The organism is Streptomyces sp. G45, from assembly GCF_049542095.1.
Taxonomy (GTDB): domain Bacteria; phylum Actinomycetota; class Actinomycetes; order Streptomycetales; family Streptomycetaceae; genus Streptomyces.
Genome location: NZ_JBMUZU010000001.1, coordinates 3,187,969 through 3,211,363, shown reverse-complemented (window position 1 = coordinate 3,211,363; position 23,395 = coordinate 3,187,969). Strand labels below are relative to the sequence as shown.

Genomic DNA, 23,395 nt, shown 5'->3' with positions numbered 1-23,395 from the left:
GGCGTCAGACGATCGAACCGTCGACAAAGCACCAACGCCAGCTCTCGCCCAGCTCGAAGGTTCGCATCACAGGGTGACCGGTCTCTTTGAAGTGTGCCGTCGCGTGCTGGAAGGGCGAGGAGTCGCAGCAGCCGACGTGCCCGCACTCCAGGCACAGCCGCAGCTGCACGGGGTGGCTGCCGACCGCCAGGCACTCCAGGCAGGTGTCGCTCAGGGGCGCGGGCTCGGGGCGGGGCAGCGCGCTGACGTGCGAGCACTCGTTCATGATGGCCAGGTTACGACGGGAGAGCGGACGGTGGAGGGCCTCGCCATGGACGTACTGCCCCTGGTGGCACTGATCGCGGCGAGCGCCGCCGTGGCGGGTGCCGCGCGCCGGACACCGGTGCCCGCGCCGCTGCTCCTGGTCGGCGTCGGGCTGATCGCCTCGTACGTCCCCGGGGTGCCCGACTACCACCTCGACCCGCACGTAGTGCTGCCCCTGGTGCTGCCGCCGCTGCTGCACACGGCCGCCCTGGAGAGCTCGTATCTGGACCTGCGCGCCAATGTGCGGCCCGTGGCGCTCCTGTCGGTCGGTTACGTTCTGTTCGCGACGGTGGTCGTCGGCTGGCTCGCGTACCTGCTGATCCCCGACCTTCCGCTGACCGCCGCGCTGGTCCTGGGGGCCGTGATCGCCCCGCCGGACGCCGTCGCGGCCACCGCCATCGCGCGCCGGGTGGGGCTGCCCTCGCGCCTCACCACGATCCTCCAGGGCGAGTCCCTGGTGAACGACGCCACGGCGATCACCGCCTACAAGGTGGCGCTCGCCGCGGCCGTCGGCGAGGGCGCGAGCTGGGCGGGCGGCATCGAGGAGTTCCTGGTGGCGGCGGTCGGCGGCGTCGGTGTGGGGCTGCTCCTGATGGTGCCGATCCACTGGCTGCGCACCCATCTGAGGGAGGCGCTGCTCCAGAACACCCTGTCGCTGCTCATCCCCTTCGTCGCGTACGCCGCCGCGGAGCAGGTCCACGCCTCCGGAGTGCTGGCCGTCGTCGTGGTGGCCCTCTACCTGGGGCACCGCTCCTGGCAGGTCGACTTCGAGACGCGGCTCCAGGAGGCGGCGGTGTGGAGGGTGGTGGGGTTCCTCCTGGAGTCGGCGGTGTTCGCGCTCATCGGGCTCCAGCTGCCCGTCGTCCTGCGGGACCTCGGTGAGTACAGCGTGGGGCAGGCCGTCTGGTACGCGGTCGCGGTCTTCGTCGTCGTGGTCGCGGTGCGCTTCGTGTGGTCGTATCCGGCGACGTATCTGCCGCGCCTGGTGTCGCGGCGGATCCGGGAGCGGGAGAGCGACATGGACTGGCGGCGGCCGCTGATCGTGAGCTGGGCCGGGATGCGAGGTGTGGTGTCGCTGGCGATCGCCTTCTCGATCCCGCTCGCCATGGACGACGGCGAGGACTTCCCCGCCCGCAACCTCGTGCTCTTCCTGACCTTCACCACGGTCATCGGCACGCTGGTGGTGCAGGGGCTCTCGCTGCCCTGGCTCATCAAGGTCCTCAGGATGCCCGCGCCCGACACGCAGGCCCGCACGCTCGCCGAGGCGCAGGCGCAGAACGCCGCCTCACAGGCCGCGGAGGCCCGCCTCGACGCATTGATGGCGGACGAGCGCAACCGCCTTCCAGGGCCCCTCCAGGACCGTCTGCGCACGGTTCTGGAGCGGCGCCGCAACTCCGTGTGGGAGCGGCTCGGGCAGTCCAACCCGGTGACGGGGGAGTCCGCGGACGACACCTACCGCAGGCTCGCGCGCGAGGCGATCGCGGCCGAGCGCGAGGTGTTCGTGCGGATGCGCGACGAGCGGCGCATCGACGACGAGCTGCTGCGGACCCTGCTGCGCAAGCTGGACCTGGAGGAGGCGGCCGCCTACCGGGAGGTTCAGGAGTGAGGCCCCGCTGAGCCGGGTTCGGGAGTGCCGGTGACGACGGCGGTGACCGTCGTCCCCGGAGCGAAGGCCCCCTCTTCGGAGAGGGCGGTCAGCGCGTACAGGAGCTTGGCGACGTAGACGCGCTCCACGGGGAGGCCGTGCCGGTCCTCGAAGTCGTCGGCGAAGGCGGTGAGCGCGTCGGTGGTGCGGGCGAAGCCGCCGCAGTGGAAGCGGTCGTCCACGGTCCAGTTGGCGGTGGGGGCACCGAAGGCGGCGCGCTGGAGGCCCCGTATCTCCGTGGCGAGGAACCCGCCCTTGAGGACGGGTATGCCGAGGGCCCGCTGCCGCGGGGCGAGGCCCGCGGCCAGGCCCGCGAGAGTGCCGCCGGTGCCGCAGGCCACGGCGGCGACGTCCGTGCGGCCGCGCAGCTCCTCGCCGAGCGCCGTGCAGCCGTGCACGGCGAGGGCGTTGCTGCCGCCCTCGGGGATGACGTACGCGTCCTCGGTGGCCGTCTCCCGCTGGAGCGCGGCGAGGACGGCGGGCGTCGTCTTCTGCCGGTACGTCGCCCTGTCGACGAAGTGCAGGCGCATGCCGTCGGCGGCGCACTGGGCGAGGGACGGGTTGAGGGGCTGGTGGGCCAGCTCGTCGCCGCGGACGACGCCGACAGTCGCGAAGCCGAGGAGGCGGCCCGCCGCGGCCGTGGCCCTCAGGTGGTTGGAGTACGCCCCGCCGAACGTGAGCAGCGCCCGGTGGCCCTCGGCCCGCGCGCGCTCCAGGTTGAGGGCCAGCTTGCGGTACTTGTTGCCCGGCAGGGCCGGGTGGATGCGGTCGTCGCGCTTGAGCAGGAGGCGGACGCCGTGCTCGTCGAAGCGTGGGTCGGCGACCGGCTGGAGAGGGGTGGGCAGGGCGGGGCGCAGCGCGGGCGGGTTCGGAGGGGGCGGCGGGGTGTCGGGCACCAGGCCATTGTCGCTCCGGGGCGACGCGGATTCCTGGTGAGCCCTGCGCCGTGGGGCCGCACGGAGGCGGCCGGGGCCGGGCGTGGGGGGTTGGTGGGGCCGTGGGAGTAGGTGCAAGGGGGGAACTGGGAGCGCGGTGGTCCGGGAGGGGCTACTTCAGCCGCTCGTGGATCCGGTCCCGCATGCTGTCCATCGTGAAGCCCTTCGGGTCTATCTTGCCGGGCTGCCACTCCAGGTGGCCGATCACCGAGCGGGCCGTCCACCCGTGGTGGCGGCAGATCGCGGCGGAGACGCGCTCGATGGCGTCGAGCTGGGCCTCGGGCCAGGGGTCCTCGCCGTCGCCGAGGTTCTCGCACTCGAAGCCGTAGAAGTGGCGGTTGCCGTCGGTGTTGGCCTCGTTGTCCGGCGGCAGTCGGCGCTCGGCGATGACGGCGCGCAGAACCTCGTCGTCGCCGAGGCCCGCGTGGTTGGCGCGGCCGTAGCCGACGAGGTGGACGCGGCCGTCCTTGGTGATCACGCCGTGGCACAGAGGGCCGGGCAGGCCCTCGTAGCCCTCGCGGCAGATGCGTACGGTGTTCTTGGCGCCGGACGTCACCGTGTGGTGGATCATCACGCCGTGCACCGGGCCCCAGGGGCCTTTGTGGTTGCGATTGTGCTCGCGCCAGTTGCCGACTTCGACGACGGTCACGCCTTCGTCCCGCAGCGCGTCCAGGAATCTGTTCGCGGACATGGGTGTGGCCATGGCCGCCTCCTTCGCGGGCGCGACGGCCGCCGGTCGCGGCCGCCTCGTACGCTGGTTGATACCGGAACATCAGGGCGCGAACCATCTGTTCGCGCCCTGTTCGGGCTCGCGTGCGAGTCGATCCGGTCAGCGCCCGCGCGGAGGCGGTGGCACGGTGCGGGTCAGGCCCGGAGGAAGCCGTCCCCGTGCGTCGCTATGTGCGCCTCAAGGGCGGACAGGGCCTGCTGGGTGGCGTCGGGCGTGCCGCTGCCGCGGCGCTCCGCGTAGTACGCCGCGCCCAGCTGCTTCAGCAGGTCGTTGCCCGCGCGCTGCGCCTGGACGTCGTCCAGCTTCTGCTTGCCCTGGGTGAGACCCTGCTGCACCTGTTCCCTGGCTCGGTCGAGGAAGCCTGCCATGTCGCTCTCTCCTGACGGTGTGCTGCGGATGGTGGGCCCATGGACGCTGGGGGTCCGAACACCGCGTTCGTGCCCCTCGTCCTCCTCAACGTGCCGCCGGATCTTGGAGTTCCCGCCGCCCCGGGGCAGGGGCGCGTGTACAGCGCGTGATACTCGGGCTGGAACGTGGCGGTGAAGCACGGCAGGAAGTGGAAGCCGTGCCCGGGATCCGGGGTGCGGCCCGCGTGGTCGGCGGCCCACTGCGGCGCACCGCGCGAGGGCCTGGCGTCCGCGCAGGCGAGCGGCCCCGCCCGACTAGCTGAGGAAATGCGTGCCCCGCTCCCCGAGTTCCGTGCGCGGCGGACCCGATCAGTAATTCCTCGGCCTGCGGAATCCGTTTGACTGCTGTTTGGCTGCCGCCGCCTGAAGTCAAGTGCTGACTCTTATGGTTGGCTTGAATCGTTCGCCCCGTAGCGAGGGTTCCGTTTGCCCCGTAGCGAGGGTTCCGTTCGCCCCGTAGAGGGGGATCCATCTCGTGACGCCGTGCGCGGCCAGGCTGCCGCCCGGTGTTCACCGGGCGCCGGGCGTTATCCACCGAACGTGGATGAACGTACGAATGATCCCGCCTGGTGCACCCCGATGTGCCCCGTCGGACCCACATCCATTCCCGCTCTTTTGTGTAATGGCGGCCGCACTCGCGGTGCTGAAAGGCTTGCGTGCGCGCATTCAGCACATCATCGGGAGGGCGTTGTCAATGTCGGTAGGCGAAGAGATCCGTACGGATGAAGGCAGGCCGCAGCAGAGTCTCGGCACTTCTGCCGCGCGGAATCTGGCCACCACCACCAAGTCCGTGCCGCAGATGCAGGAGATCAGCTCCCGCTGGCTGCTGCGAATGCTGCCCTGGGTGCAGGTACAGGGCGGTACGTACCGTGTGAACCGCAGGACGAGTTACTCGGTCGGCGACGGCCGGGTCACCTTCATCAAGACGGGAGACCGCGTCGAGGTCATCCCCGCCGAGCTCGGTGAGCTGCCGGTGCTGCGCGACTTCGAGGACCAGGACGTGCTCGCCGAGCTCGCCCAGCGCTGCCAGCAGCGGGAGTTCGAGGCCGGGTCGGTCCTCGCCTCCTTCGGCAGTCAGGCCGACGAGGTGTTCCTGCTCGCGCACGGCCGCGCCGAGCAGATCGGCACCGGCCCCTACGGAGACGACACCGTCCTCGGGACGCTCGCCGACGGCGCGTACTTCGGAGAGCAGGCCCTGGTCGACTCGGAGACCATCTGGGAGTACACGGTGCGCGCGGTGACCGCCTGCACGGTCCTGACGCTGCCGCGCCAGGACCTGGAGCAGGTCGCCGAGCGCTCCGAATCCCTGCGCGCCCACCTTGACCGCCTGCGCTCCATCCCCGCCCAGCGCACCAACGAGTACGGAGAGGCGGCCATCGACCTCTCCGCGGGCCACGTGGGCGAGGCCGTCCTGCCCGGCACCTACGTGGACTACGAGGCCCGCCCGCGCGAGTACGAGCTGAGCGTCGCCCAGACCGTGCTGCGCATCCACACGCGCGTGGCCGACCTCTACAACCAGCCGATGAACCAGACCGAGCAGCAACTGCGGCTCACCGTGGAGGCCTTGAAGGAGCGCCAGGAGCACGAGCTCATCAACAACCGCGAGTTCGGCCTGCTCAACAACTGCGAGTACGACCAGCGCATCCAGCCGCACGACGGCGTACCGAGCCCGGACGACCTGGACGAACTGCTCAGCCGCAGGCGCGGATCGAAGCTGTTCCTCGCCCACCCGCGCGCGATCGCCGCGTTCGGCCGCGAGTGCAACAAGCGCGGCCTGGTCCCGGAGACCATCGACATGGCCGGTCACCGCATCCCCACCTGGCGCGGCGTGCCGATCTTCCCGTGCAACAAGATCCCGGTGACCGAGGCGCGGACCACGTCGATCATCTGCATGCGTACGGGCGAGGAGGAGCAGGGCGTCATCGGCCTGCGCCAGGCGGGCATCCCGGACGAGATCGAGCCCAGCCTGTCCGTGCGCTTCATGGGCATCAGCGAGCAGGCGATCATCTCCTACCTGGTGTCGACGTACTACTCGGCGGCGGTCCTGGTCCCCGACGCGCTCGGCATCCTGGAGAACGTCGAGATCGGCCGCTGGCAGTGAGCCACCGCCCGTGCCCGTGGCGGGGCCGCCCGCGCCGGTGTCCCCTCCAGCGACGCCGGGTCCGCCCCTTCCGTACGCGCCCACAGGCCAAGGGTCGGCCACTGTCCGCCGCCACACCGGGGTGAGTCCATGACGGACACCACGGACATGACGGACTGTGCGCGCCCGGTGCGCGGGCACTCCCAGGGGCACGGGCTCGGCCGCACCCGCGGGTACGAGGCGGCGGAGATCCTCGCGGCGGCGCGGCGCTGCGTCGACCCGGAGCTGCGCGGGGCGGTGGAGTCGCTGCCCGGCTCCCTGCGCCGCGTCGCGCTGTACCACTTCGGCTGGGAGCGCGCGGACGGCACGCCCGCGGCGGGGAGCGCGGGCAAGGCCATCCGGCCCGCGCTCGTCCTGGCCGCCGTCCGGGCGCTCGGCGGCGACCCCGCCGCCGCGGCGCGGGCGGCGACCGCCGTGGAGCTGACGCACAACTTCACCCTGCTCCACGACGACGTCATGGACCACGACGCGACGCGCCGCCACCGGCCCACCGCCTGGGCCGTGTTCGGCGAGGCCGACGCGATCCTCGCCGGGGACGCGTTGCAGGCCCTGGCGCAGCGGCTGCTCGCCGAGGACCCCCACCCGGGGGCCCCGGCGGCGGCCGCCCGCCTCGCCGCCTGCGTGGTGGAGCTGTGCGCCGGGCAGCAGACGGACTGCGCGCTCGAAGCGCGGGCGCCCGACGAGGTCACCCTCGACGAGTGCCTGGCGATGGCGGAGGCCAAGACGGGGGCGCTCCTCGGCTGCGCCTGCGCGATCGGCGCGCTGTACGCGGGAGCGGATGGCGACACGGTGGCCGCCCTCGACGGGTTCGGCCGTCAGGCCGGGCTCGCCTTCCAGCTCATCGACGACGTCATCGGCATCTGGGGAGACCCCGCGCGCACCGGGAAACCGGCCCGCGCGGACCTCGTGGCACGCAAGAAGTCGCTGCCGGTGGTGGCCGCGCTCGCCTCCGGTACGGAGGACGGCGCGACCCTCGCCGCGCTGTACCGGCAGGACGCCGCCGACGGCGACCCGGAGCGCATGGCCCGGGTCGTCGAGGGCGCGGGCGGACGGGACTGGGCGCAGCTCCACGCGGCCGACCGGATGGCCCTGGCCCTGGGCGAGCTGGCCCGCGCGGTGCCGGACCCCGAGCGGGCGGGCGGACTGCTCGCCCTCGCGGAGTTCGTCACGCGCAGATCTCGCTGACCCGCCGGAGCACGTCCGGGCCGTCGCCCTTCACAAAACGATCACCTAGGCTGCAACCGGCGGAACGGGGGCGGGAGTTGATCTGAAGGGGTGGTGGCCGTGGGCGTGGCGATCCGGAGAGCGACCGAGGACGACCGGGCGGACGTGGTGCGTCTGCTCGACGAGGCCTTCCGGCGGGACCCGGTGAGCACCTGGCTGTTCCCGGACGAGCAGCACTGGCGGCAGCGGCACGGCGCGCTGATGGCCGCCTTCCTCGACATCGCGTTCGCCGAGGGGTTCGTGGACGTCGCCGAGGACGGCTCGGCCGCGGCGCTGTGGTGGTCCGTGCCCGAGGGCGCGCCCCATGAGGGCGGCGCCGTCGCTACGGAGACCGCCGACACTCCGGCGCAGCTCCGGGAGGCCGTCGACCCGGACAACGAACGCGTCGAGCTGGTCGGCCAGCTGACGTCCGAGGCCCACCCGACCGACCGCGCGCACCAGTACCTGCACCTCATCGCCGTACGGCCCGGGCGGCAGGGCGAGGGGATAGGGACCGCGCTCGTCTCCACGGTCCTCGACCAGTGCGACCGCGAGGGGCTGCACGCGTACCTGGAGGCGAGCAGCGAGCGCAGCCGCAGGCTCTATCAGCGCCTTGGCTTCACGGACGTCGGCCCGGCGGTGGAACTGCCCGGCGGGCCCCGGATGTGGCCGATGTGGCGGGAGCCGCGGGGTTCCTGAGCCAGGGTTCCGGTCCCCCCGGGTGACGCACCAGGGCGGGCGGCGTCGCGCCAGGGCGGACCGGGCATCGAGCGGGCCGCCGGTCCGGCGTTGGTCCGGCCAGTCCGGCGTCGGGCCGCCAGCCCTGCGTTGGTCCCACCAGCCCGTATTGGGCCGACGCGCCCCCCTAGACATCACTGCACTTGCAGTACTATAACTGGAGTGGTTCGCGGGATGGGGCGACCCGACCGTCGCCCGGACCGCGATCCCTCCCTGCCTCCTGCGGAAAGAGACCCAGCTTGCGCAAGCTCACCTACTTCGTCGCCGTGTCGATCGACGGCTTCATCGGCGACCCGGGCGGCGACGCCAACTCCTACATGAAGTTCGTGGACGACGAGTTCCTGCACTTCCTTAGGACGGAGTACCCGGAGACCGTCTCCGTCGCGGGGCGCCGCGCCCTCGGCTTCGACGACGTGCCCAACCAGAAGTTCGACACGGTCATCCAGGGCCGGAACAGCTACCAGCTCGGCCTGGACGAGGGCCTGGCGAGCCCGTACGGGCACCTGCGCGAGTATGTCGCCTCGCGCAGCCTCCGCGAGTCGCCCCACCCGAACGTCGAGATCATCGCCGACGACCTCGTCGGCGCGGTCCGCGCCCTCAAGGCGGAGGACGGCGACCTCGGCATCTGGCTGTGCGGCGGCGCACAGCTCGCGGGCCAGCTGTACGACGACATCGACGAGCTGGTCCTCAAGACGTACCCCGTGCTGCTCGGCTCGGGCATGCCGATGTTCGCGGGCGTGGAGAGCGCCGTCAGCGAGTTCGCGCTGACCGAGTCCCGGGTCTTCGGCAACGGCGTCGTCGTACGGCACTACGTACGCAGGCCCGCGAAGGGGTGACCGCTGGGCTGTCCGACCCTCCAGTACCGCCCTACCCTGGAGACATGGGCAGCGATGGACGCCGGTCCGTCCCCCGTGCGCAGAGCGAGCCCGTGTGCCCGAGCTGCGGACGGCCTGTCGGCACGGCCATCAAGCGACGCAAGGTGCTCGGGGCGTACGTCCCCGTGTGGGGCCCGGCGCCTTGCCGCAACCCCCAGTGCGACGCGTGTGTCACCGAGGAGCCCGAGGAGAAGGCTGGACCGGGCCGTGGGTTCAAGAGCAAGCGCCGACGCGGCCACCGGCCGGAGGGCGGAATTCCCGCCGAGGGCCGGGCCGAGGGCAGCGAGAGCGCTGACAGCGAGACCGCACGCGTCACATCTGAAGGCGCCAAAGCTGAAGGCACCGAGGCCGAAGGCGCGGAGGCGAAGGAGGCGAAGGAGGCGAAGGGCGTGCAGGGTCCCGGGCCCGGCGAGGGCGGCTGAGCCCAACGCCGGGCGCCCGGACCGGACTTCGGACGCGGCGGCCGGGCGCCGGGCGCTGCGCGGGCGGACGTCCTCGACGGCCGATTGTCAGTGGGCGCCGATACCGTTGGCTGCATGAGGTCGACGTGGGCGGCGACGCGGGTGACGCGGTGGGCGCGGTGGATGGCCACCGTGGTCATGGTGCTGGCCGTCGCCGGATGCGCCTCCGTGACGCGCGGGAGCGGCACGGCGGACGGCGAACCATCGACGCCCGGCACGCCCGTGGTGAGGACCGAGCGCGACCTGCCCGAACTGCCCCTGGACCGGTACGAGTTCAGCAGGCGGGACTACGGCCGTCAGGAGGCGGCGGTCCGCCGCCTCACACAGCGGTGCATGCGGTCCCACGGCTTCGCCGACTTCCCGTCCCGCTGGCGCGAGCGCCCCACCACCATGGCCGACACCCATGTCCTGACGGTGTACTCGACCACCCTGTACGGCACGCTCGACCTCGGAGAAGCCCGCCGGTCGGGGTACGGCGTGGTGCGTGACGCGCCCCGGGAGCGCGACAAGGAGCAGCAGAAGGGCCGCCTGATCACGCGGGACGAGTACGCCGTGCTGCGCGGCGAGCCGTCGGGCACCGCCGCGTCCCGGAAGGGCGGCTTCAAGGCCAACGGCCGCGCTGTGCCCAGCGGCGGCTGCGCCCAGTGGGCCGAGCGCCGCCTGTGGGCGGACGTGAAGGACGAGACCCGCATGGCGGGATACGTCGTCAACCGCCAAGCGGCCCTGGACAAGGCCGTCGCCCAGGATGGGCGAATACGCCGCGCCCTGAAGGCCTGGGCGGACTGTGTCGTCGACAAGGGCTACAAGCGGTACGCGAGCCCCGCGGCGGCCTTCAGGGACAAGGCATGGGGACGCGACGGCCGCGGGCGCACCGGGCGCACACCGCGGGAGCGGGGCACGGCCGTCGCCGACATCGAGTGCAAGCGCACGCACAACACGGTCGGGGTGTGGTCAGCCGTCACCGCCGAGAAGCAGCGCCGGGACCTCGCCCGCCACTGGTCCGCGTACGAGGCCGTGCGCGCCGACCAGGACCGGGTGCGGGCGGTGGTGCGACGGGTGCTGGGCGGGAAGGGGCCAGCGAGCGGGTAGCCCGGGCCGGTGGGGGAGGCGAAGCCCGCGCGAGGGAAGGCGGGGGAGGCGAGCCCCGTGCGGGGGAGGCGAGGCCCGTGCGGGGGGAGGCGAGGCCCGTGCGGGGGAGCGGCCGCGGACCCGCCCGCTCCGGAACCGGGCACGGCACCCCCGCCCCAGCGACCGGCACGGCGCACCCGGCCAGCCCGGTGACCGGCATGATGGGGGCATGACCCGACTCCAAGGCCCCGCCCGGTGACCGCCGCCCAGATCCCGGCCATACGCCCCGCGGACCCCACCGCGCCCCGGCCCTTCGACGCCGTCCTGACCGACCTCGACGGCGTCATCCGCTTCTACGACATGTCGGACGTCGCCGAGCTGGAACGCGCCGCCGGGCTGCCCGACGGCGCCACCGCCGAGGTGGCCTTCGCGCCCGAGACCGACCTGCCCCTGATGCTCGGGCGGATCGGCAAGGACCAGTGGGTGGAGTCGATCGCGGCGGGCCTCGCGGAGCGCCAGGGGCTGGCCCTGGACCGCGGCCGTGAACTCGGCCTCGCGCTCGCCGACTCCAAGTTCTGGGCCGACCAGACGGTCGTCGACCTGCTGCGCCGCGCCCGCGCGCACGTGCCGGTGTCGATCGTCACCAACGCCACGCCCTGGCTGGACGACGACCTGGCGCTGCTCGGTCTGACCGGGCTCGTCGACGACGTGGTCGGCAGTGCCGCGCTCGGCCTGGCCAAGCCCGACCGGCGCATCTACGAGCGGGCGGCCGAGCGCCTCGGCGTCGACATGACCCGCTGCCTGTTCGTGGACGACCGCCAGGAGAACGTCGACGCGGCGGTCGCGCTCGGCATGACGGGCGTGCGGTTCGGGAGCGCCGAGGACCTGCGCGCGGCCCTGGCGCCACTGCTGGGCTGACCGGGCCGGGGGCGGCGCGGCGGGGCGCCCCACCCGGTGTCCCGCGCGGGGGCGGCGTACGTCGCTGCTCCGGTGGCGCACCCGGCGCTCGGGGTGCGCGCCGTCACCACGACGTCCCGCCGGGCTGCCGGGTGATGGCGTTGACCCGGTTGAACAGGTTCGTGATGCCGATCCACAGGACGAGGGACGCCAGCTGCTCCTCGGTGAAGTGCTCGGCGGCCGCGTTCCAGACGGCGTCCGGCACCGGGTCGGGGGAGTCGGCGAGGCGGGTGCCCGCCTCCGCGAGGGCGAGCGCGGCCCGCTCGGCGTCCGTGAAGTACGGGGCCTCGCGCCACGCGGCGACGGCGAACAGGCGCTCGTCGGTCTCGCCCGCCTTCTTCGCGTTCTGGGCGCCGCCGATGACGCAGTAGCTGCACCCGTTGATCTGGCTGGCCCGCAGGTGCACCAGGTCCAGGACGGTCTGTGGGACACCGCCCTTGGTGGCCTCCTTGAGGAGGGTGAGCACGGCGGGCATCGCGCCGGGCAGCACCTGGGCCGGGTTGGGCATGCGCGCGGTCGTGGTCATGTCGTTGTCCTCCATGTCACAGCGATGGCGACGGGGCCGCGGTACCGCCGTGGGCGTGCTTCGTGATCTGCTGGTCGGCACTGCGGTGTCGGCCTGCGGCGCGCCCCCGCTCGGGCGCGTCACTGCTATGACGGATCACGACGAAGGAATGTGACGGATGGACGGAACCAGCCTTCTGGCGCGGCGTTTCGAAGAGAACCGGCCCCGTCTGAAGTCAGTCGCCTACCGCATGCTCGGCTCCCTGAGCGAGGCCGAGGACGCCGTCCAGGAGACCTGGCTGAAGCTCAGCCGCGCCGACAGCGACGGCGTGCGGAACCTGAGCGGCTGGCTGACGACGGTCGTGGGCCGCGTCTGCCTGGACATGCTGCGGTCCCGCCAGCAGCGGGGCGAGCAGCCCCTCGACGTGCCCGGCACCTTCGTACCCGACCCCGAAGTGCGCCCCCTGCCCGGCCGCGGGGAAGCCCACGACCCCGAGGAAGAGGCGCTGCTCACCGACTCGGTGGGGCTCGCGCTGCTCGTCGTCCTCGACACGCTGGGCCCCGCGGAGCGGCTCGCCTTCGTGCTGCACGACATGTTCGCCGTGCCGTTCGAGGACATCGCGCCGATCGTGGAGCGCGCCCCCGCCGCGACCCGGCAGCTGGCGAGCCGGGCCCGCCGCCGGGTGCGGGACGCGGCGCCGGTGCCGGACCCGGACCGGGCCAGGCAGCGCGAGGTGGTCGAGGCGTTCCTCGCGGCGGCGCGCGGCGGCGACTTCGACGCGCTGCTCGAACTCCTCGACCCGGACGTGGTGTTGCGGGCGGACGGCGGCGACGTCGGTGGCCTGTCGCGGCTCGTGCGCGGGGCCGCGTCGGTGGTCGCGGGGGCGCGCTCGTTCGGCTCGCTCGCGGGCAGCACCTATCTGGCGCTGGTCAACGGCCGGGTGGGGCACGTGTCGCTGCTGGACGGCAAGGCCTTCTCGGTCGGGGAGTTCACCGTACGGGACGGCAGGATCGTGGAGATCAACATCCTGGCGGACCGCGACCGGCTGAGCACCCTCGTCGACGAGGCGACGGTCGCGGCGCTCAGGGACGCCGAGGACGGGGGCTGACCCATCGGGGGGGCGGGCCCAGGGGGCGCGGGCTGGTGGCCTGCGCCCCCCCGCGTCCCTCTACGCCCCCCGTCCCTCTACGCCCCCCGCGTCCCCCTACGTCCCTCCCCCGGGGCACCCCCTCGCCCCCGACTCATGCCCTGGCGGCCCCCAGCCCCCAGGAACTCGACGGCCCCGGCCAGACACGCAGCCGTATCTCCAGCAGAACAGCCCTCAGCGCCCCCCGCCCCCCACCACCGGCATCACCCCGTCCGCCCCCGAACCCGCCGCACATACCCCCGCCAGTCCAACGGATCGTGATCCGTCCGCGGACGCGTCGGGGGGACGCCCCGCACGGCCTCGTAGTGGGCGAACGCGGTCTCCACCTCCCCCTCGCCGCGCGTGAGTCCCGGAAGGGCCCGCTCAAGGCCGTGCACGTGCGCCGCGGGGACCACGCCGTCGAGGACGTACGAGGAGCCGCGCACCACCGGTGCGTGCGGCACCGCGCGCAGCCTGCCCAGGGCGGGCAGCAGCGTGCCGAACACCTCGGCCGGGGCGGTCAGCGTGAACCGGTGCATCGGCTCGTGCACCCTCGTGCCCGCCCGCCGCAGCGCGCCCATCAGGACGAGCGGCGTGAGCAGCCGGAAGTCACCGGCGGTGCTGGACATGCTCTTGTCGAACACCGCGTGCGCGTGGCTCTGCCGCGGCCAGTACCCGCAGCGCGTCATGGTGACGACGGCGTCGGGCACCTCCCAGCCGTACAGCCCTTGCCGCAGCGTCTCCCGGACCGCCTCCTCGACGGCCTTGAAGAACGCGTACGGCATCGATCCGAGCTCGACGCCGAGGCGGAACTCCACCCCGGCGCCCGCCGGAGCGGGCTCCACGCGCAGCCCCACCGTCGCGAGGAACGGATTCGCGCCGGTGTCGATGACCTCCACGTGCTCCCCGGTGCCGAGGACCCGCTCCACGCAGATCGTGCTGGTCTCGCGGAAGTCGACGCCGACGCCGTACTCGTCGGCGAGCGTCGCCTCGATGACCTCCTTCTGCACCTCCCCGTACAGCGACACGGAGATCTCCTGCCGCAGCGGGTCCCGCCGCAGGCCGATCAGCGGGTCCTGCTCGGCGAGCTGGGTGAGCGCGGCGTGCAGGGCGCCCCTGTCTCCGGGGCGCCGGGGCACGACCACCGTCTCCAGGGTGGGGGCGCGAAGTGGCCCGCGCGCCGGTCGGGCACGGCGCGCGCGTCGCCGAGCACATCCCCGATCCGTACGCCGTCGAGTCCCCACAGCCGCGCGATCTGCCCGGCGGCCACGGCGTCCCGCCGGGTGTCCGTGCCCTGAGCGAAGACGCTGACGGCGGTGACCTTGGCGTCTCCGCCCTGGTCCCCGAGCGGCACCCGGTCACGGACGCGCAGCGTGCCCGAGAACATCCGCGCGTACGCCACCTTCTCGCCCGCACCGCCGCGCTCGACCTTGAAGACGGCGCCCGCCACGGGCCCGTCCGCGGCGCCGGACGCCGCGGGCAGCAGGTCCCTGATGGCGCGGGTCAGCGCGGTGAGTCCGGTGCCGGTGATGGCCGAGCCGAAGAGCACCGGGTGCGCCTCGGCCCGCCGGGTCTGCGCGGCGAGCGCCGCGCGCAGCTCGCCGGGCGCCAGCGCGTCGGCGTCGTCCTCGACGTACGCGGCCAGGACGGCATCGTCGTGCTCGGCGACCACCTCGGCGAGGCGCGCGGTGAAGGCGGGGTCGTCGTCGGCGAACGGCACGGCCCGCGCGGCGCGCGTGCCGACGTCGTGCACCGTGCCCATGGCGACGACGGACGGCGTGAGCCTCCGGGCGATGTCGGCGAGGACGCGCTCGCCGTCGGCGCCGTGCCGGTCGACCTTGTTGACGAAGACGAGCGTGGGGATCGCGAGGCGGCGCAGGGTGCGCATCAGGACGCGCGTCTGCGGCTGCACGCCCTCCACGGCGGACACCACGAGCACCGCGCCGTCCAGCACGCTGAGGACCCGCTCCACCTCGGCGATGAAGTCCGGGTGGCCGGGGGTGTCGATGACATTGACCGTGGTGTCGTCAAGCGCGAACGACACCACCGCGGACTTGATGGTGATGCCGCGCCGCCGCTCAAGGGCGAGCGAGTCGGTCAGGGTGGATCCGGCGTCGACGCTGCCGAGCTCGTCGACGACACCGGCGGCGTGCAGCAGCCGCTCGGTCAGGCTGGTCTTACCGGCGTCTACGTGCGCCAGGATGCCCAGATTCAGGATGCGCGACGGCGCGTGTGCGGGGGTGTGCGATGGCACTAGGCGTCATGTCCTCGTGACGGGGGTCGATTCCTTCCTGGTGGGACATGGACGTCTGGCGCATTCCGGGCTCCTGGGTCGGGAGGGGCGGGTGTCACCAGTGCAGCAGGGCGCCCGCGCGCACGGCAACCGATTTCTCCGCACCCCCCGCGGTCGACGGACAGGCATGGCGAAGGGGTCCCGCCGGACGTCCGGCGGGACCCCTTCGTCGTACGGAGCCGTGGGCGAACCGCCCGCGGGTCACGCCTTCTTGGTCTCCCAGAAGATGCGGTCGATCTCGGCGATGAGCTCCAGCGCCTTCTCGCCCGTCTTCGGGTCCGTCGACGCCTTGGCGGCCGACAGGGCCTTCAGGGTGTCGTTGACCAGCACGTGCAGCTGCGGGTACTTCTCGAAGTGCGGCGGCTTGAAGTAGTCGCTCCAGAGCACCGACACGTGGTGCTTGGCGAGCTCGGCGCGCTGCTCCTTGATGACCGTGGCACGGGCCTGGAAGTGCGGGTCGTCGTTGGCGGCCATCTTCTCCTGGACGGCCTTGACCGACTCCGCCTCGATACGGGCCTGGGCCGGGTCGTACACGCCGCAAGGCAGGTCGCAGTGGGCGCTGGCCTTCACCTTGGGGGCAAACAGGCGGGAGAGCATTGAGCTGTCCTTCCTCGTGATCGTCTTCTCAGGTGGGACATTACTCCGTGAGAGACCTGATTTCGCGAGTGCCCCCATGGGCTTACGACAAAAGTCCAGGGTCACACTGGGACTGGTGGAGGATTGGACCGGGAGGTTGTCTGATGCCGGAGATGACGGCAGACGGGCGGGAGACACGCGTGCCGTTCCAGTTGATCGAGGTCGACGGGCCGTCCATGGTGCCCACGCTGAATCCGGGCGACTGGATGCTGGTGCGGCACGGCGCGCGGACGCGCCCCGGTGACGTGGTGATCCTGCGGCATCCGCTCCAGCAGGACCTGCTGGTGGTGAAGCGGGCGGTGGAGCGGCGCGAGGGCGGCTGGTGGGTGCTCGGCGACAATCCGTACAACGCGGGGGGCGACAGCACCGTCTACGGAGTGGTGCCCGAAGAGCTGGTGCTCGCCCGGGTGCTGGGCCGCTTCCGGCCGCTCGGCAGGTTCCGCGAGGAGCGGGAGGCGGCCGGGCGGCGTCAGCTCTCGCTGGCCGCGCTGGTCTCCTGGACCTTCTCCGCCGTGCGCCCGGTGCTCGCCGACCGCTCGCTCTCCAGGCGCTTGCGCGCGCGGTAGGCCGCGACGTTCGCGCGGGTCGCGCAGCGGTCCGAGCAGTAGCGCCGGGAGCGGTTGGTCGAGGTGTCCAGGTAGGCGTTGCGGCACGGCGCCGCCTCGCACAGGCCGAGCCGGTCCACGCCGTACTCGGTGAGGTGGAAGGCGAGCCCCATGGCCGCGATCGCCGCGTACCCCGAGGTCGCGTTGGACGGGTGGTCCGCCAGGTGCATGTGCCACAGCGGGCGCCCGTCGTCGTCGCGGTAGTCGTGGCCCGAGATCTGCGGGCTCACCGGGAACTCCAGGAGCAGCGAGTTCAGCAGGTCCACGGCGAGCGTCTCGTCGCCGCCGTCCGCCGCCTCGAAGACCGACCTGAGCCGGGCCCGCACCGAACGGAAGCGCGTCACGTCCGCGTCGGTGGCGCGCCGGGCCACCGCGGATCCCTCACCGAACAGCTCCCGGATCGCCTCCACCGACGTCAGCGTGTCCTTGTTGCGACCCGGCTCCTCGGTGTTGACCAGGCGTACGGCATAGTCCGAGTAATAGGCCAGTTCCACTTGTAGTCCTTACGAGGGCGGGCTATCGTCGTCTGCGCGTCAGGTAACAGTCGTTTTTCCATCCTGGGTGTTACCTGCCGAGACTAGTCGAGCGTAGTACGGGACGGAGGTCTTCCGGTGACGGAGACGGCGAGCGGTACGGGCTTCGGGACCGACTGGCGGGCCTGGCAGGACAGTTGGGACCGGCAGCAGGAGTGGTACATGCCGGACCGCGAGGAGCGCTTCCGCGTGATGCTCGACATGGTCGAGGCGCTGGTCGGCCCCGAGCCGCGCGTCCTGGACCTCGCCTGCGGCACGGGCAGCATCACCGACCGCGTCCTGAAGCGGTTCCCGAAGGCCACCAGCACGGGCGTCGACCTCGACCCGGCGCTGCTCGCGATCGCCGAGGGCACCTTCGCGGGCGACGACCGCGTCACCTTCGTCACCGCCGACCTGAAGGACCCCGACTGGCCGTCCGCGCTGCCCCACGACGCGTACGACGCCGTGCTCACCGCCACCGCCCTGCACTGGCTGCACAGCGAGCCGCTGACCGCGCTCTACGGCCAGGTCGCCGGGCTCGTCCGCGACGGCGGTGTGTTCCTGAACGCCGACCACATGCCCGACCCCGCCACCCCGCGCATCAACGCCGCCGACCGCGAGATGCGCCACCGCCGCCAGGACGCCGCCAAGGCGCGGGGCGCCCTCGACTGGGCGGACTGGTGGGCGCTCGCCGCCAAGGACCCGGTGCTCGCCGAGCCCACGGCCAAGCGCTTCGAGATCTACGGGGAGCACGCGGACGGCGACACGCCCTCCGCCGAGTGGCACGCCCGCACCCTGCGCGAGGCGGGCTTCGCCGAGGCACGCACGGTGTGGGCCGCGCCGTCGGACGCGATGGTGCTCGCGCTGAAGTAGCTGCCGTAGCTGACGCGCGGAAACCCGTCACTACGGGGAGAGCCCGTCACTACGGAGGAAACCCGTCACTACGGGGAGGACCCGTCACTACGGGGAGGACCCGTCACTACGGGGAGGACCCGTCACTACGTAGAGGGGCGGTACGGATCGCCGATCCGTACCGCCCCTCTACGTAGTGCGCGGTCTTCTGTACTGCCCGGGGACCCGCTACAGCACCTTCGACAGGAACGACTTCGTCCGCTCGTGCTGCGGATCGGTCAGGACATCCCGCGGATTGCCGGATTCCACGACCACGCCGCCGTCCATGAAGACCAGACTGTCGCCGACCTCGCGGGCGAAGCCCATCTCGTGGGTGACGACGACCATCGTCATGCCGGACTCGGCCAGGTCACGCATCACGTCGAGCACGTCGCCGACCAGCTCCGGGTCCAGCGCGGACGTCGGCTCGTCGAACAGCATCAGCTTCGGGTCCATGGCGAGCGCGCGGGCGATGGCCACGCGCTGCTGCTGGCCGCCGGAGAGCTGCGAGGGGTAGTTCTTCGCCTTGTCGGCGAGCCCGACGCGCTCCAGGAGCTGCCCCGCGCGCTCCCGCGCCGCAGCCTTGGGCTGGCCCTTGACCTGGACCGGCGCCTCCATGACGTTCTCCAGGGCCGTCATGTGCGGGAAGAGGTTGAAGCGCTGGAAGACCATGCCGATGTCCCGGCGCTTCATGGCCACTTCGCTGTCCTTGAGCTCGTACAGCTTGTCGCCCTTCTGCCGGTAGCCGACCAGCTCCCCGTCGACGTACAACCGCCCGGCGTTGATCTTCTCCAGGTGGTTGATGCAGCGCAGGAACGTCGACTTGCCGGAGCCCGACGGGCCGATGAGGCAGAAGACCTCGCCGGACCTCACTTCCAGGTCGATGCCCTTGAGGACCTCGACGTGGCCGAACGACTTGTGGACGCCCTCGGCCTTCACCATGGCGGTCATCGGATGCCTCCCCCGCGGTTGCTGAGTCCCAGCATGTTGGCCTTGATCTTCTGCCAGGGGGTGTCCGGCAGGGTGCGCGACGAGCCGCGCGCGTAGTACCGCTCCAGGTAGTACTGGCCGACGCTGAGGATCGACGTCATGATCAGGTACCAGGTGGCGGCGAGGAACAGCGCCTCGACGGTCGCGCCGGACGACGTGCCGATGTCCTGGGCGTAGCGCAGCAGTTCGTAGTACTGCACCGCCGCGACCAGCGAGGTCGTCTTCAGCATGTTGATGACCTCGTTGCCCGTCGGCGGCACGATCACGCGCATCGCCTGCGGGATGATGATGCGCCGCAGCGTCTTGCCGTGGCTCATGCCGAGCGCCTGCGAGGCCTCCGTCTGGCCCTCGTCGACCGAGAGCAGACCGGCGCGGCAGATCTCCGCCATGTACGCGGCCTCGTTCAGGCCGAGGCCGAGCAGCGCCGTCAGGAACGGCGTCATGAAGTCCGACCACTCGTCCTGGTAGATCGGCCCCAGGTTGATGTACTCGAAGACGAAGCCCAGGTTGAACCAGACGAAGAGCTGGACCAGGACCGGCGTGCCGCGGAAGAACCAGATGTAGAACCAGGCGATCGACGAGGTCACCGGGTTCTTCGACAGGCGCATCACCGACAGGATCACGCCGCCGACGATGCCGATGAGCATCGACAGGACCGTCAGGATCAGCGTCTCGCGGACGCCCTTGACGATGCGCTCGTCGAAGAAGTTGTCGGGGATGGCACCCCAGTTGATGTCGCCCTGGGAGAAGGCGTAGATGATCGCGCCGAGCACCCCGAGGGCGATGACCGCCGCTACGTAGCGGCCGTAGTGCCGTACGGGGATGGCTCTGATGGCTTCCGGAGCGGCGCGTGGCGGCTCGTCCTGCGGGCCTGGCGCGCCCGACTTGGTGATGTCCGTTGTCACGGGTGTTGCCTTTCAGCGACGGAGCGACGAGGGGTACGGCTGACAGGCGTACGACTGCGGGGTGCACGTCTGCGGGGTGTGCTGCCGCGCGGTGCCTGGCCGCGCGGTGCGGGTCCGGCAGGGTGCGACCGGCAGCGATGCGACCGGCAGGGGTACGTCTGCGGTGTGTCCGTGTGCGCGGCGTACGACCGCGGGGCGTACGACTGCGCGGCGTACGTCTGAGGGGCGTACGTCCGCACGCGGTCGGAGGCCGGTCACGAACCGCCGTTGATCTTGGCCTTCTTGACCGCGCCTGCCTCGACGCCCCACTTCTTTATGATCTTCTCGTACTGGCCGTTCGCGATGATCGCGTCCAGGGCGGCCTTGATGGCGTCGCGCAGCTTCGGGTTGTTCTTGGCGACCGCGATGCCGTACGGAGCTGCCTCGACCTGCTCGCCGACCAGCTCGAAGTCCTTGCCGCCGCCGGAGGTCTTCACGGCGTACGCCGCGACCGGGAAGTCCGACGAGCCCGCGTCCGCGCCGCCGGAGCGCAGCCGGGTCTGGGCCTGCTGGTCGTTGTCGAAGGACTCGATCGCGATCTTCTTGCCGCCCCCGCACTTCTTCGACTCGGCCTTGGCCATGTCGTGCGAGACCGTGCCGCGCTGCACCACGACCTTCTTGCCGCACAGGTCGGACCAGGTCTTGATGCCCTGGGTCTCGCCCTTCTTGGTGTAGATGGAGACGCCCGCGACGAAGTAGTCGACGAAGTCGACGCCGGTGCCGACCTTCTTGCCGGTCTCCTCGTCGATGCCCTCCTGGCGGTTCTTGGTGTCGGTCATCGCCGACATCGCCAGGTGGTAGCGCTTGGAGCGCAGGCCGCCGAGCAGGGTGTCGAAGGTGCCGTTGTCGAACTCGAACTCCACGCCGAGCTGCTTGCCCATGGCCTCGGCGATGTCCGGGTCGATGCCGACGGTCTTGCCGTCCTCCTTGTCCTTGAACTCGACGGGCGGATAGGCGATGTCCGAGCCGACCTTGATGACGCCCTTGTTGCGGATGTCCGCGGGCAGCATGTCGGAAAGGGGCGCGTCGACGACCTTCTTGCCGCCGTCGCCCTTGTTGTCCCGCTGGTCGCCGCAGCCGGTCAGGAGCAGCGAGCCGGCGACCGCGATCGCGCCGACAGCGACGATCCGGGACTTCGCGGACTTCGCATCGGTCGTGCGACTAGGGGTGCCTGCGCTCATAGGGGTCCTCCGGCGGATGGGGAGTAGCCATGTGGGATGTGGGGTCGTGCACACACCTTCGGGCGTCGCGACCTCGTGTGATGAGGCATCTTGCCATTCGGACCGTCCGATTCTGGGGGCCCGAGATGTCAAAATCGGATAACGGGCGTTCCCCGGACCCCAACGGGCAGGGATGTCGCGGACATTGGCGGAGCGGGGCGAAACGCGGCAGTCGGTCGATAACCACCTCATCTCGCTATGCGGACCACCCAAATGCGCATTTCCCATTAAATGGGACATTTATTTTACGGCTCCTGCCGGAAACCCGCCGTTCATGTCGGACTGAGACAGATATGGCTCGTCGGCGGCAGGAAGCATCCGGTAGAAAAGACGGTTACACCCCTCATCCGGGGCTCAGGGCACGTGTGCGGCGTGCCCGCGCGTTCGTACGTACTTCCGTACCGCTTCGCCGCGAGGTGGAGTATCGCTTCGCCGTCAGGCGGAGAGCCGCTTCGCCGTCAGGCGGAGAGCCGGGGGCCGGGCAGGCCCATGGCTCCGGGGACCGACCGGTCCCCGGCGACAGCACGGACGCGGTGCCCGCCCCACTTCTGCACCAGGAAGTGGACCACCCTCAACCATGAAGACCTAAGGGGTCAGACACAGTGGCAGCGGAGATCGTCAACCCTCGCAGCGGTACGAGTACGGGTCCCGAAGGCGCCGACGAGCCCTTCGATCCGGCCTTCGCGCTGCATCGCGGCGGCAAGATGGCCGTCCAGGCGACCGTCCCGGTCCGGGACAAGGACGACCTGTCCCTCGCGTACACGCCCGGCGTGGCGAAGGTGTGCAGCGCCATCGCCGAGCAGCCCGAACTCGTCCACGACTACACATGGAAGTCGAACGTCGTCGCCGTCGTCACCGACGGCACCGCCGTGCTCGGCCTCGGTGACATCGGGGCGGAGGCCTCCCTTCCGGTGATGGAGGGCAAGGCCATCCTCTTCAAGCAGTTCGGCGGCGTCGACGCGGTGCCCCTCGCGCTCGGCACCACGGACACGGACGAGATCATCGACACCGTGGTGCGCCTCGCCCCGTCCTTCGGCGGCGTGAACCTGGAGGACATCTCGGCGCCGCGCTGCTTCGAGATCGAGCGGCGGCTCCAGGAGCGTCTCGACATCCCGGTCTTCCACGACGACCAGCACGGAACGGCGGTCGTCACCCTCGCCGCGCTGCGCAACGCGGCCCGGCTCACCGGCCGCACCCTCGGCGACCTGCGCGGCGTGATCTCCGGCGCGGGCGCGGCGGGCGTCGCCATCGCCAAGTTCCTCCTCGAGGCCGGGCTCGGCGACGTCGCGGTCGCGGACCGCAAGGGCATCGTCAGCCGGGACCGGGACGACCTCACGCCGGTCAAGCACGAGCTGGCCGAGCTGACCAACAAAGCGGGCCTCAGCGGCTCCCTGGAGAGCGCCCTCGCGGGTGCGGACGTGTTCATCGGCGTCTCCGGAGGTACGGTCCCCGAAGCCGCCGTCGCCTCGATGGCCCCGAACTCCTTCGTGTTCGCCATGGCCAACCCGAACCCCGAGGTGCACCCCGACGTCGCCCACAAGTACGCCGCCGTGGTCGCGACGGGCCGCTCGGACTACCCGAACCAGATCAACAACGTCCTCGCCTTCCCCGGCATCTTCGCGGGCGCCCTCCAGGTGCGGGCCTCACGGATCACGGAGGGCATGAAGATCGCGGCGGCCGACGCGCTGGCCGACGTGGTCGGGGACGAACTGTCCGCCTCGTACGTGATTCCGTCGCCGTTCGACGAGCGGGTGGCCCCCGCCGTGACCGCGGCGGTGGCCGCGGCGGCGCGGGCCGAAGGGGTCGCGCGCCGCTGACGCCTCGCGGCGGGCCGGTGGGTTCTGCTCTGCCCGCCTGCCCGCCTGCCCGCCTGCCCGCCTGCCCGCCTGCCCGCCTGCCCGCCTGCCCGCCTGCCCGCTTGCCCGCTTGCCCGCTTGCCCGCCTGTCCGCTTGCCCGCTTGCCCGCCTGTTCGCCTGTTCGCCTGTTCGCCTGTCCGCCTGTTCGCCTGTTCGCCTGTTCGCCTGTCCGCCTGTTCGCCTGTTCGCCTGTCCGCCTGTCCGCCGCCCCGCCCGCCTGTTGCCGGTTGCACCTGGGCGGGCGCCTCTGCTGGGGGTTGCCCGCCGGTGGCGGCTTGTGGGGTGCGCGGGGGCTGGGCAGGGGGAGCGGGCTGGGTGGCTGGGGAGCCGGGGAGCCCGGGGGCCGGGAAGCCG

General features: G+C 71.9%; 24 protein-coding genes. 12 read left to right on the top strand and 12 right to left on the bottom strand.

Annotation, left to right across the window (positions count from 1 at the left end; all coding sequences use genetic code 11):
• Nucleotides 1–4: 4 nt before the first annotated feature.
• Nucleotides 5–265, bottom strand: coding sequence for a UBP-type zinc finger domain-containing protein (locus ACOBQU_RS12840; RefSeq protein ID WP_423626750.1), 261 nt, complete (start codon nucleotides 263–265; stop codon nucleotides 5–7).
• Nucleotides 266–310: 45 nt separating this feature from the next.
• Between ACOBQU_RS12840 and ACOBQU_RS12835 the strand changes: the two genes are divergently transcribed.
• Nucleotides 311–1,909, top strand: coding sequence for a Na+/H+ antiporter (locus ACOBQU_RS12835; RefSeq protein WP_423626748.1), 1,599 nt, complete (start codon nucleotides 311–313; stop codon nucleotides 1,907–1,909).
• On the opposite strand, the gene ACOBQU_RS12830 is transcribed toward ACOBQU_RS12835, so the two are convergent.
• From ACOBQU_RS12830 to ACOBQU_RS12820, 3 genes are all read right to left on the bottom strand, one after another.
• Nucleotides 1,900–2,844 (bottom strand): 1-aminocyclopropane-1-carboxylate deaminase/D-cysteine desulfhydrase, encoded by a 945-nt coding sequence (locus tag ACOBQU_RS12830; protein WP_423626746.1) that lies wholly within the window; start codon nucleotides 2,842–2,844, stop codon nucleotides 1,900–1,902. The two genes, ACOBQU_RS12835 and ACOBQU_RS12830, sit on opposite strands and share 10 nt — an antisense overlap.
• A 151-nt stretch (nucleotides 2,845–2,995) precedes the next feature.
• Nucleotides 2,996–3,586, bottom strand: coding sequence for an N-acetylmuramoyl-L-alanine amidase (locus ACOBQU_RS12825; protein WP_423626744.1), 591 nt, complete (start codon nucleotides 3,584–3,586; stop codon nucleotides 2,996–2,998).
• A 161-nt stretch (nucleotides 3,587–3,747) separates the two neighbouring features.
• On the bottom strand, nucleotides 3,748–3,981 hold the full coding sequence (locus tag ACOBQU_RS12820; RefSeq protein WP_380848035.1) for a hypothetical protein: 234 nt from the start codon (nucleotides 3,979–3,981) through the stop codon (nucleotides 3,748–3,750).
• 733 nt (nucleotides 3,982–4,714) lie between these two features.
• Here ACOBQU_RS12820 and ACOBQU_RS12815 point away from each other — a divergent pair.
• From ACOBQU_RS12815 to ACOBQU_RS12785, 7 genes are all read left to right on the top strand, one after another.
• Nucleotides 4,715–6,121, top strand: coding sequence for a family 2B encapsulin nanocompartment shell protein (locus ACOBQU_RS12815; RefSeq protein ID WP_423626742.1), 1,407 nt, complete (start codon nucleotides 4,715–4,717; stop codon nucleotides 6,119–6,121).
• 147 nt (nucleotides 6,122–6,268) lie between these two features.
• The gene (locus tag ACOBQU_RS12810) at nucleotides 6,269–7,345 is read left to right on the top strand and encodes a family 2 encapsulin nanocompartment cargo protein polyprenyl transferase (RefSeq protein WP_423634435.1); all 1,077 of its coding nucleotides are present in this window, start codon (nucleotides 6,269–6,271) and stop codon (nucleotides 7,343–7,345) included.
• Nucleotides 7,346–7,444: 99 nt separating this feature from the next.
• On the top strand, nucleotides 7,445–8,062 hold the full coding sequence (locus ACOBQU_RS12805) for a GNAT family N-acetyltransferase (protein WP_423626740.1): 618 nt from the start codon (nucleotides 7,445–7,447) through the stop codon (nucleotides 8,060–8,062).
• A 278-nt stretch (nucleotides 8,063–8,340) separates the two neighbouring features.
• On the top strand, nucleotides 8,341–8,937 hold the full coding sequence (locus tag ACOBQU_RS12800; protein WP_423626739.1) for a dihydrofolate reductase family protein: 597 nt from the start codon (nucleotides 8,341–8,343) through the stop codon (nucleotides 8,935–8,937).
• Between the two features lie 44 nt (nucleotides 8,938–8,981).
• A complete protein-coding gene (locus ACOBQU_RS12795; RefSeq protein WP_423626737.1) occupies nucleotides 8,982–9,398 on the top strand; it encodes a hypothetical protein in 417 nt (138 codons plus the stop codon).
• A 114-nt stretch (nucleotides 9,399–9,512) separates the two neighbouring features.
• Nucleotides 9,513–10,526, top strand: coding sequence for a hypothetical protein (locus tag ACOBQU_RS12790; RefSeq protein WP_423626735.1), 1,014 nt, complete (start codon nucleotides 9,513–9,515; stop codon nucleotides 10,524–10,526).
• Between the two features lie 234 nt (nucleotides 10,527–10,760).
• Nucleotides 10,761–11,423, top strand: a complete 663-nt coding sequence (locus tag ACOBQU_RS12785) for an HAD-IA family hydrolase (protein ID WP_423626733.1) — start codon at nucleotides 10,761–10,763, stop codon at nucleotides 11,421–11,423.
• Nucleotides 11,424–11,526: 103 nt separating this feature from the next.
• Here ACOBQU_RS12785 and ACOBQU_RS12780 read toward each other — a convergent pair whose 3' ends face one another.
• Nucleotides 11,527–11,988 (bottom strand): carboxymuconolactone decarboxylase family protein, encoded by a 462-nt coding sequence (locus ACOBQU_RS12780; RefSeq protein ID WP_423626732.1) that lies wholly within the window; start codon nucleotides 11,986–11,988, stop codon nucleotides 11,527–11,529.
• Between the two features lie 157 nt (nucleotides 11,989–12,145).
• On the opposite strand from ACOBQU_RS12780, the gene ACOBQU_RS12775 reads away from it, so the two are divergent.
• A complete protein-coding gene (locus ACOBQU_RS12775; RefSeq protein ID WP_423626730.1) occupies nucleotides 12,146–13,075 on the top strand; it encodes a sigma-70 family RNA polymerase sigma factor in 930 nt (309 codons plus the stop codon).
• Nucleotides 13,076–13,317: 242 nt separating this feature from the next.
• On the opposite strand, the gene ACOBQU_RS12770 is transcribed toward ACOBQU_RS12775, so the two are convergent.
• The 3 genes from ACOBQU_RS12770 to sodN all read right to left on the bottom strand — a co-directional run bounded on the left by ACOBQU_RS12770 (nucleotide 13,318) and on the right by sodN (nucleotide 15,983).
• Nucleotides 13,318–14,238 carry a hypothetical protein gene (locus ACOBQU_RS12770; protein ID WP_423626728.1) on the bottom strand — a complete coding sequence of 307 codons (921 nt, stop codon included), beginning with the start codon at nucleotides 14,236–14,238 and terminating at the stop codon, nucleotides 13,318–13,320.
• Nucleotides 14,160–15,347 carry a GTP-binding protein gene (locus tag ACOBQU_RS12765; RefSeq protein ID WP_423626726.1) on the bottom strand — a complete coding sequence of 396 codons (1,188 nt, stop codon included), beginning with the start codon at nucleotides 15,345–15,347 and terminating at the stop codon, nucleotides 14,160–14,162. The genes ACOBQU_RS12770 and ACOBQU_RS12765 overlap by 79 nt, the downstream gene beginning before the upstream one ends.
• A gap of 240 nt (nucleotides 15,348–15,587) precedes the next feature.
• Complete coding sequence (sodN, locus tag ACOBQU_RS12760; protein ID WP_030683420.1) at nucleotides 15,588–15,983, bottom strand: superoxide dismutase, Ni; 396 nt, start codon at nucleotides 15,981–15,983, stop codon at nucleotides 15,588–15,590.
• A gap of 143 nt (nucleotides 15,984–16,126) precedes the next feature.
• On the opposite strand from sodN, the gene sodX reads away from it, so the two are divergent.
• On the top strand, nucleotides 16,127–16,588 hold the full coding sequence (gene sodX, locus ACOBQU_RS12755) for a nickel-type superoxide dismutase maturation protease (protein ID WP_423626724.1): 462 nt from the start codon (nucleotides 16,127–16,129) through the stop codon (nucleotides 16,586–16,588).
• Here the strand turns inward: sodX and ACOBQU_RS12750 are convergent.
• Nucleotides 16,492–17,121 (bottom strand): CGNR zinc finger domain-containing protein, encoded by a 630-nt coding sequence (locus tag ACOBQU_RS12750; protein ID WP_423626722.1) that lies wholly within the window; start codon nucleotides 17,119–17,121, stop codon nucleotides 16,492–16,494. The two genes, sodX and ACOBQU_RS12750, sit on opposite strands and share 97 nt — an antisense overlap.
• Before the next feature lie 117 nt (nucleotides 17,122–17,238).
• Here ACOBQU_RS12750 and ACOBQU_RS12745 point away from each other — a divergent pair, with 117 nt between their 5' ends.
• Complete coding sequence (locus tag ACOBQU_RS12745) at nucleotides 17,239–18,012, top strand: methyltransferase domain-containing protein (RefSeq protein ID WP_423626720.1); 774 nt, start codon at nucleotides 17,239–17,241, stop codon at nucleotides 18,010–18,012.
• Nucleotides 18,013–18,219: 207 nt separating this feature from the next.
• Here the strand turns inward: ACOBQU_RS12745 and ACOBQU_RS12740 are convergent, their stop codons facing one another.
• The 3 genes from ACOBQU_RS12740 to ACOBQU_RS12730 form a co-directional block, all read right to left on the bottom strand.
• Nucleotides 18,220–18,981 carry an amino acid ABC transporter ATP-binding protein gene (locus ACOBQU_RS12740; RefSeq protein WP_423626718.1) on the bottom strand — a complete coding sequence of 254 codons (762 nt, stop codon included), beginning with the start codon at nucleotides 18,979–18,981 and terminating at the stop codon, nucleotides 18,220–18,222.
• Entirely contained in the window at nucleotides 18,978–19,925 is a 948-nt protein-coding gene (locus ACOBQU_RS12735; RefSeq protein WP_423626716.1) for an amino acid ABC transporter permease, read from the bottom strand. Before ACOBQU_RS12735 ends, ACOBQU_RS12740 begins: the two co-directional genes overlap by 4 nt.
• 254 nt (nucleotides 19,926–20,179) lie before the next feature.
• Complete coding sequence (locus ACOBQU_RS12730) at nucleotides 20,180–21,145, bottom strand: ABC transporter substrate-binding protein (protein ID WP_423626714.1); 966 nt, start codon at nucleotides 21,143–21,145, stop codon at nucleotides 20,180–20,182.
• 641 nt (nucleotides 21,146–21,786) lie between these two features.
• Between ACOBQU_RS12730 and ACOBQU_RS12725 the strand changes: the two genes are divergently transcribed.
• Entirely contained in the window at nucleotides 21,787–23,001 is a 1,215-nt protein-coding gene (locus ACOBQU_RS12725; RefSeq protein ID WP_423626712.1) for an NAD(P)-dependent malic enzyme, read from the top strand.
• The last annotated feature ends 394 nt before the right edge of the window (nucleotides 23,002–23,395 follow it).

Excerpts from the sequence above, each read along its gene's own strand:
- ACOBQU_RS12840 (WP_423626750.1), bottom strand. The coding sequence starts at position 265 with ATGAACGAGTGCTCGCACGTCAGCGCGCTGCCCCGCCCCGAGCCCGCG.
- ACOBQU_RS12835 (WP_423626748.1), top strand. The coding sequence starts at position 311 with ATGGACGTACTGCCCCTGGTGGCACTGATCGCGGCGAGCGCCGCCGTG.
- ACOBQU_RS12825 (WP_423626744.1), bottom strand. The coding sequence starts at position 3,586 with ATGGCCACACCCATGTCCGCGAACAGATTCCTGGACGCGCTGCGGGAC.
- ACOBQU_RS12820 (WP_380848035.1), bottom strand. The coding sequence starts at position 3,981 with ATGGCAGGCTTCCTCGACCGAGCCAGGGAACAGGTGCAGCAGGGTCTC.
- ACOBQU_RS12815 (WP_423626742.1), top strand. The coding sequence starts at position 4,715 with ATGTCGGTAGGCGAAGAGATCCGTACGGATGAAGGCAGGCCGCAGCAG.
- ACOBQU_RS12810 (WP_423634435.1), top strand. The coding sequence starts at position 6,269 with ATGACGGACTGTGCGCGCCCGGTGCGCGGGCACTCCCAGGGGCACGGG.
- ACOBQU_RS12795 (WP_423626737.1), top strand. The coding sequence starts at position 8,982 with ATGGGCAGCGATGGACGCCGGTCCGTCCCCCGTGCGCAGAGCGAGCCC.
- ACOBQU_RS12790 (WP_423626735.1), top strand. The coding sequence starts at position 9,513 with ATGAGGTCGACGTGGGCGGCGACGCGGGTGACGCGGTGGGCGCGGTGG.
- ACOBQU_RS12780 (WP_423626732.1), bottom strand. The coding sequence starts at position 11,988 with ATGACCACGACCGCGCGCATGCCCAACCCGGCCCAGGTGCTGCCCGGC.
- ACOBQU_RS12775 (WP_423626730.1), top strand. The coding sequence starts at position 12,146 with ATGGACGGAACCAGCCTTCTGGCGCGGCGTTTCGAAGAGAACCGGCCC.
- sodN (WP_030683420.1), bottom strand. The coding sequence starts at position 15,983 with ATGCTCTCCCGCCTGTTTGCCCCCAAGGTGAAGGCCAGCGCCCACTGC.
- sodX (WP_423626724.1), top strand. The coding sequence starts at position 16,127 with ATGCCGGAGATGACGGCAGACGGGCGGGAGACACGCGTGCCGTTCCAG.
- ACOBQU_RS12740 (WP_423626718.1), bottom strand. The coding sequence starts at position 18,981 with ATGACCGCCATGGTGAAGGCCGAGGGCGTCCACAAGTCGTTCGGCCAC.
- ACOBQU_RS12730 (WP_423626714.1), bottom strand. The coding sequence starts at position 21,145 with ATGAGCGCAGGCACCCCTAGTCGCACGACCGATGCGAAGTCCGCGAAG.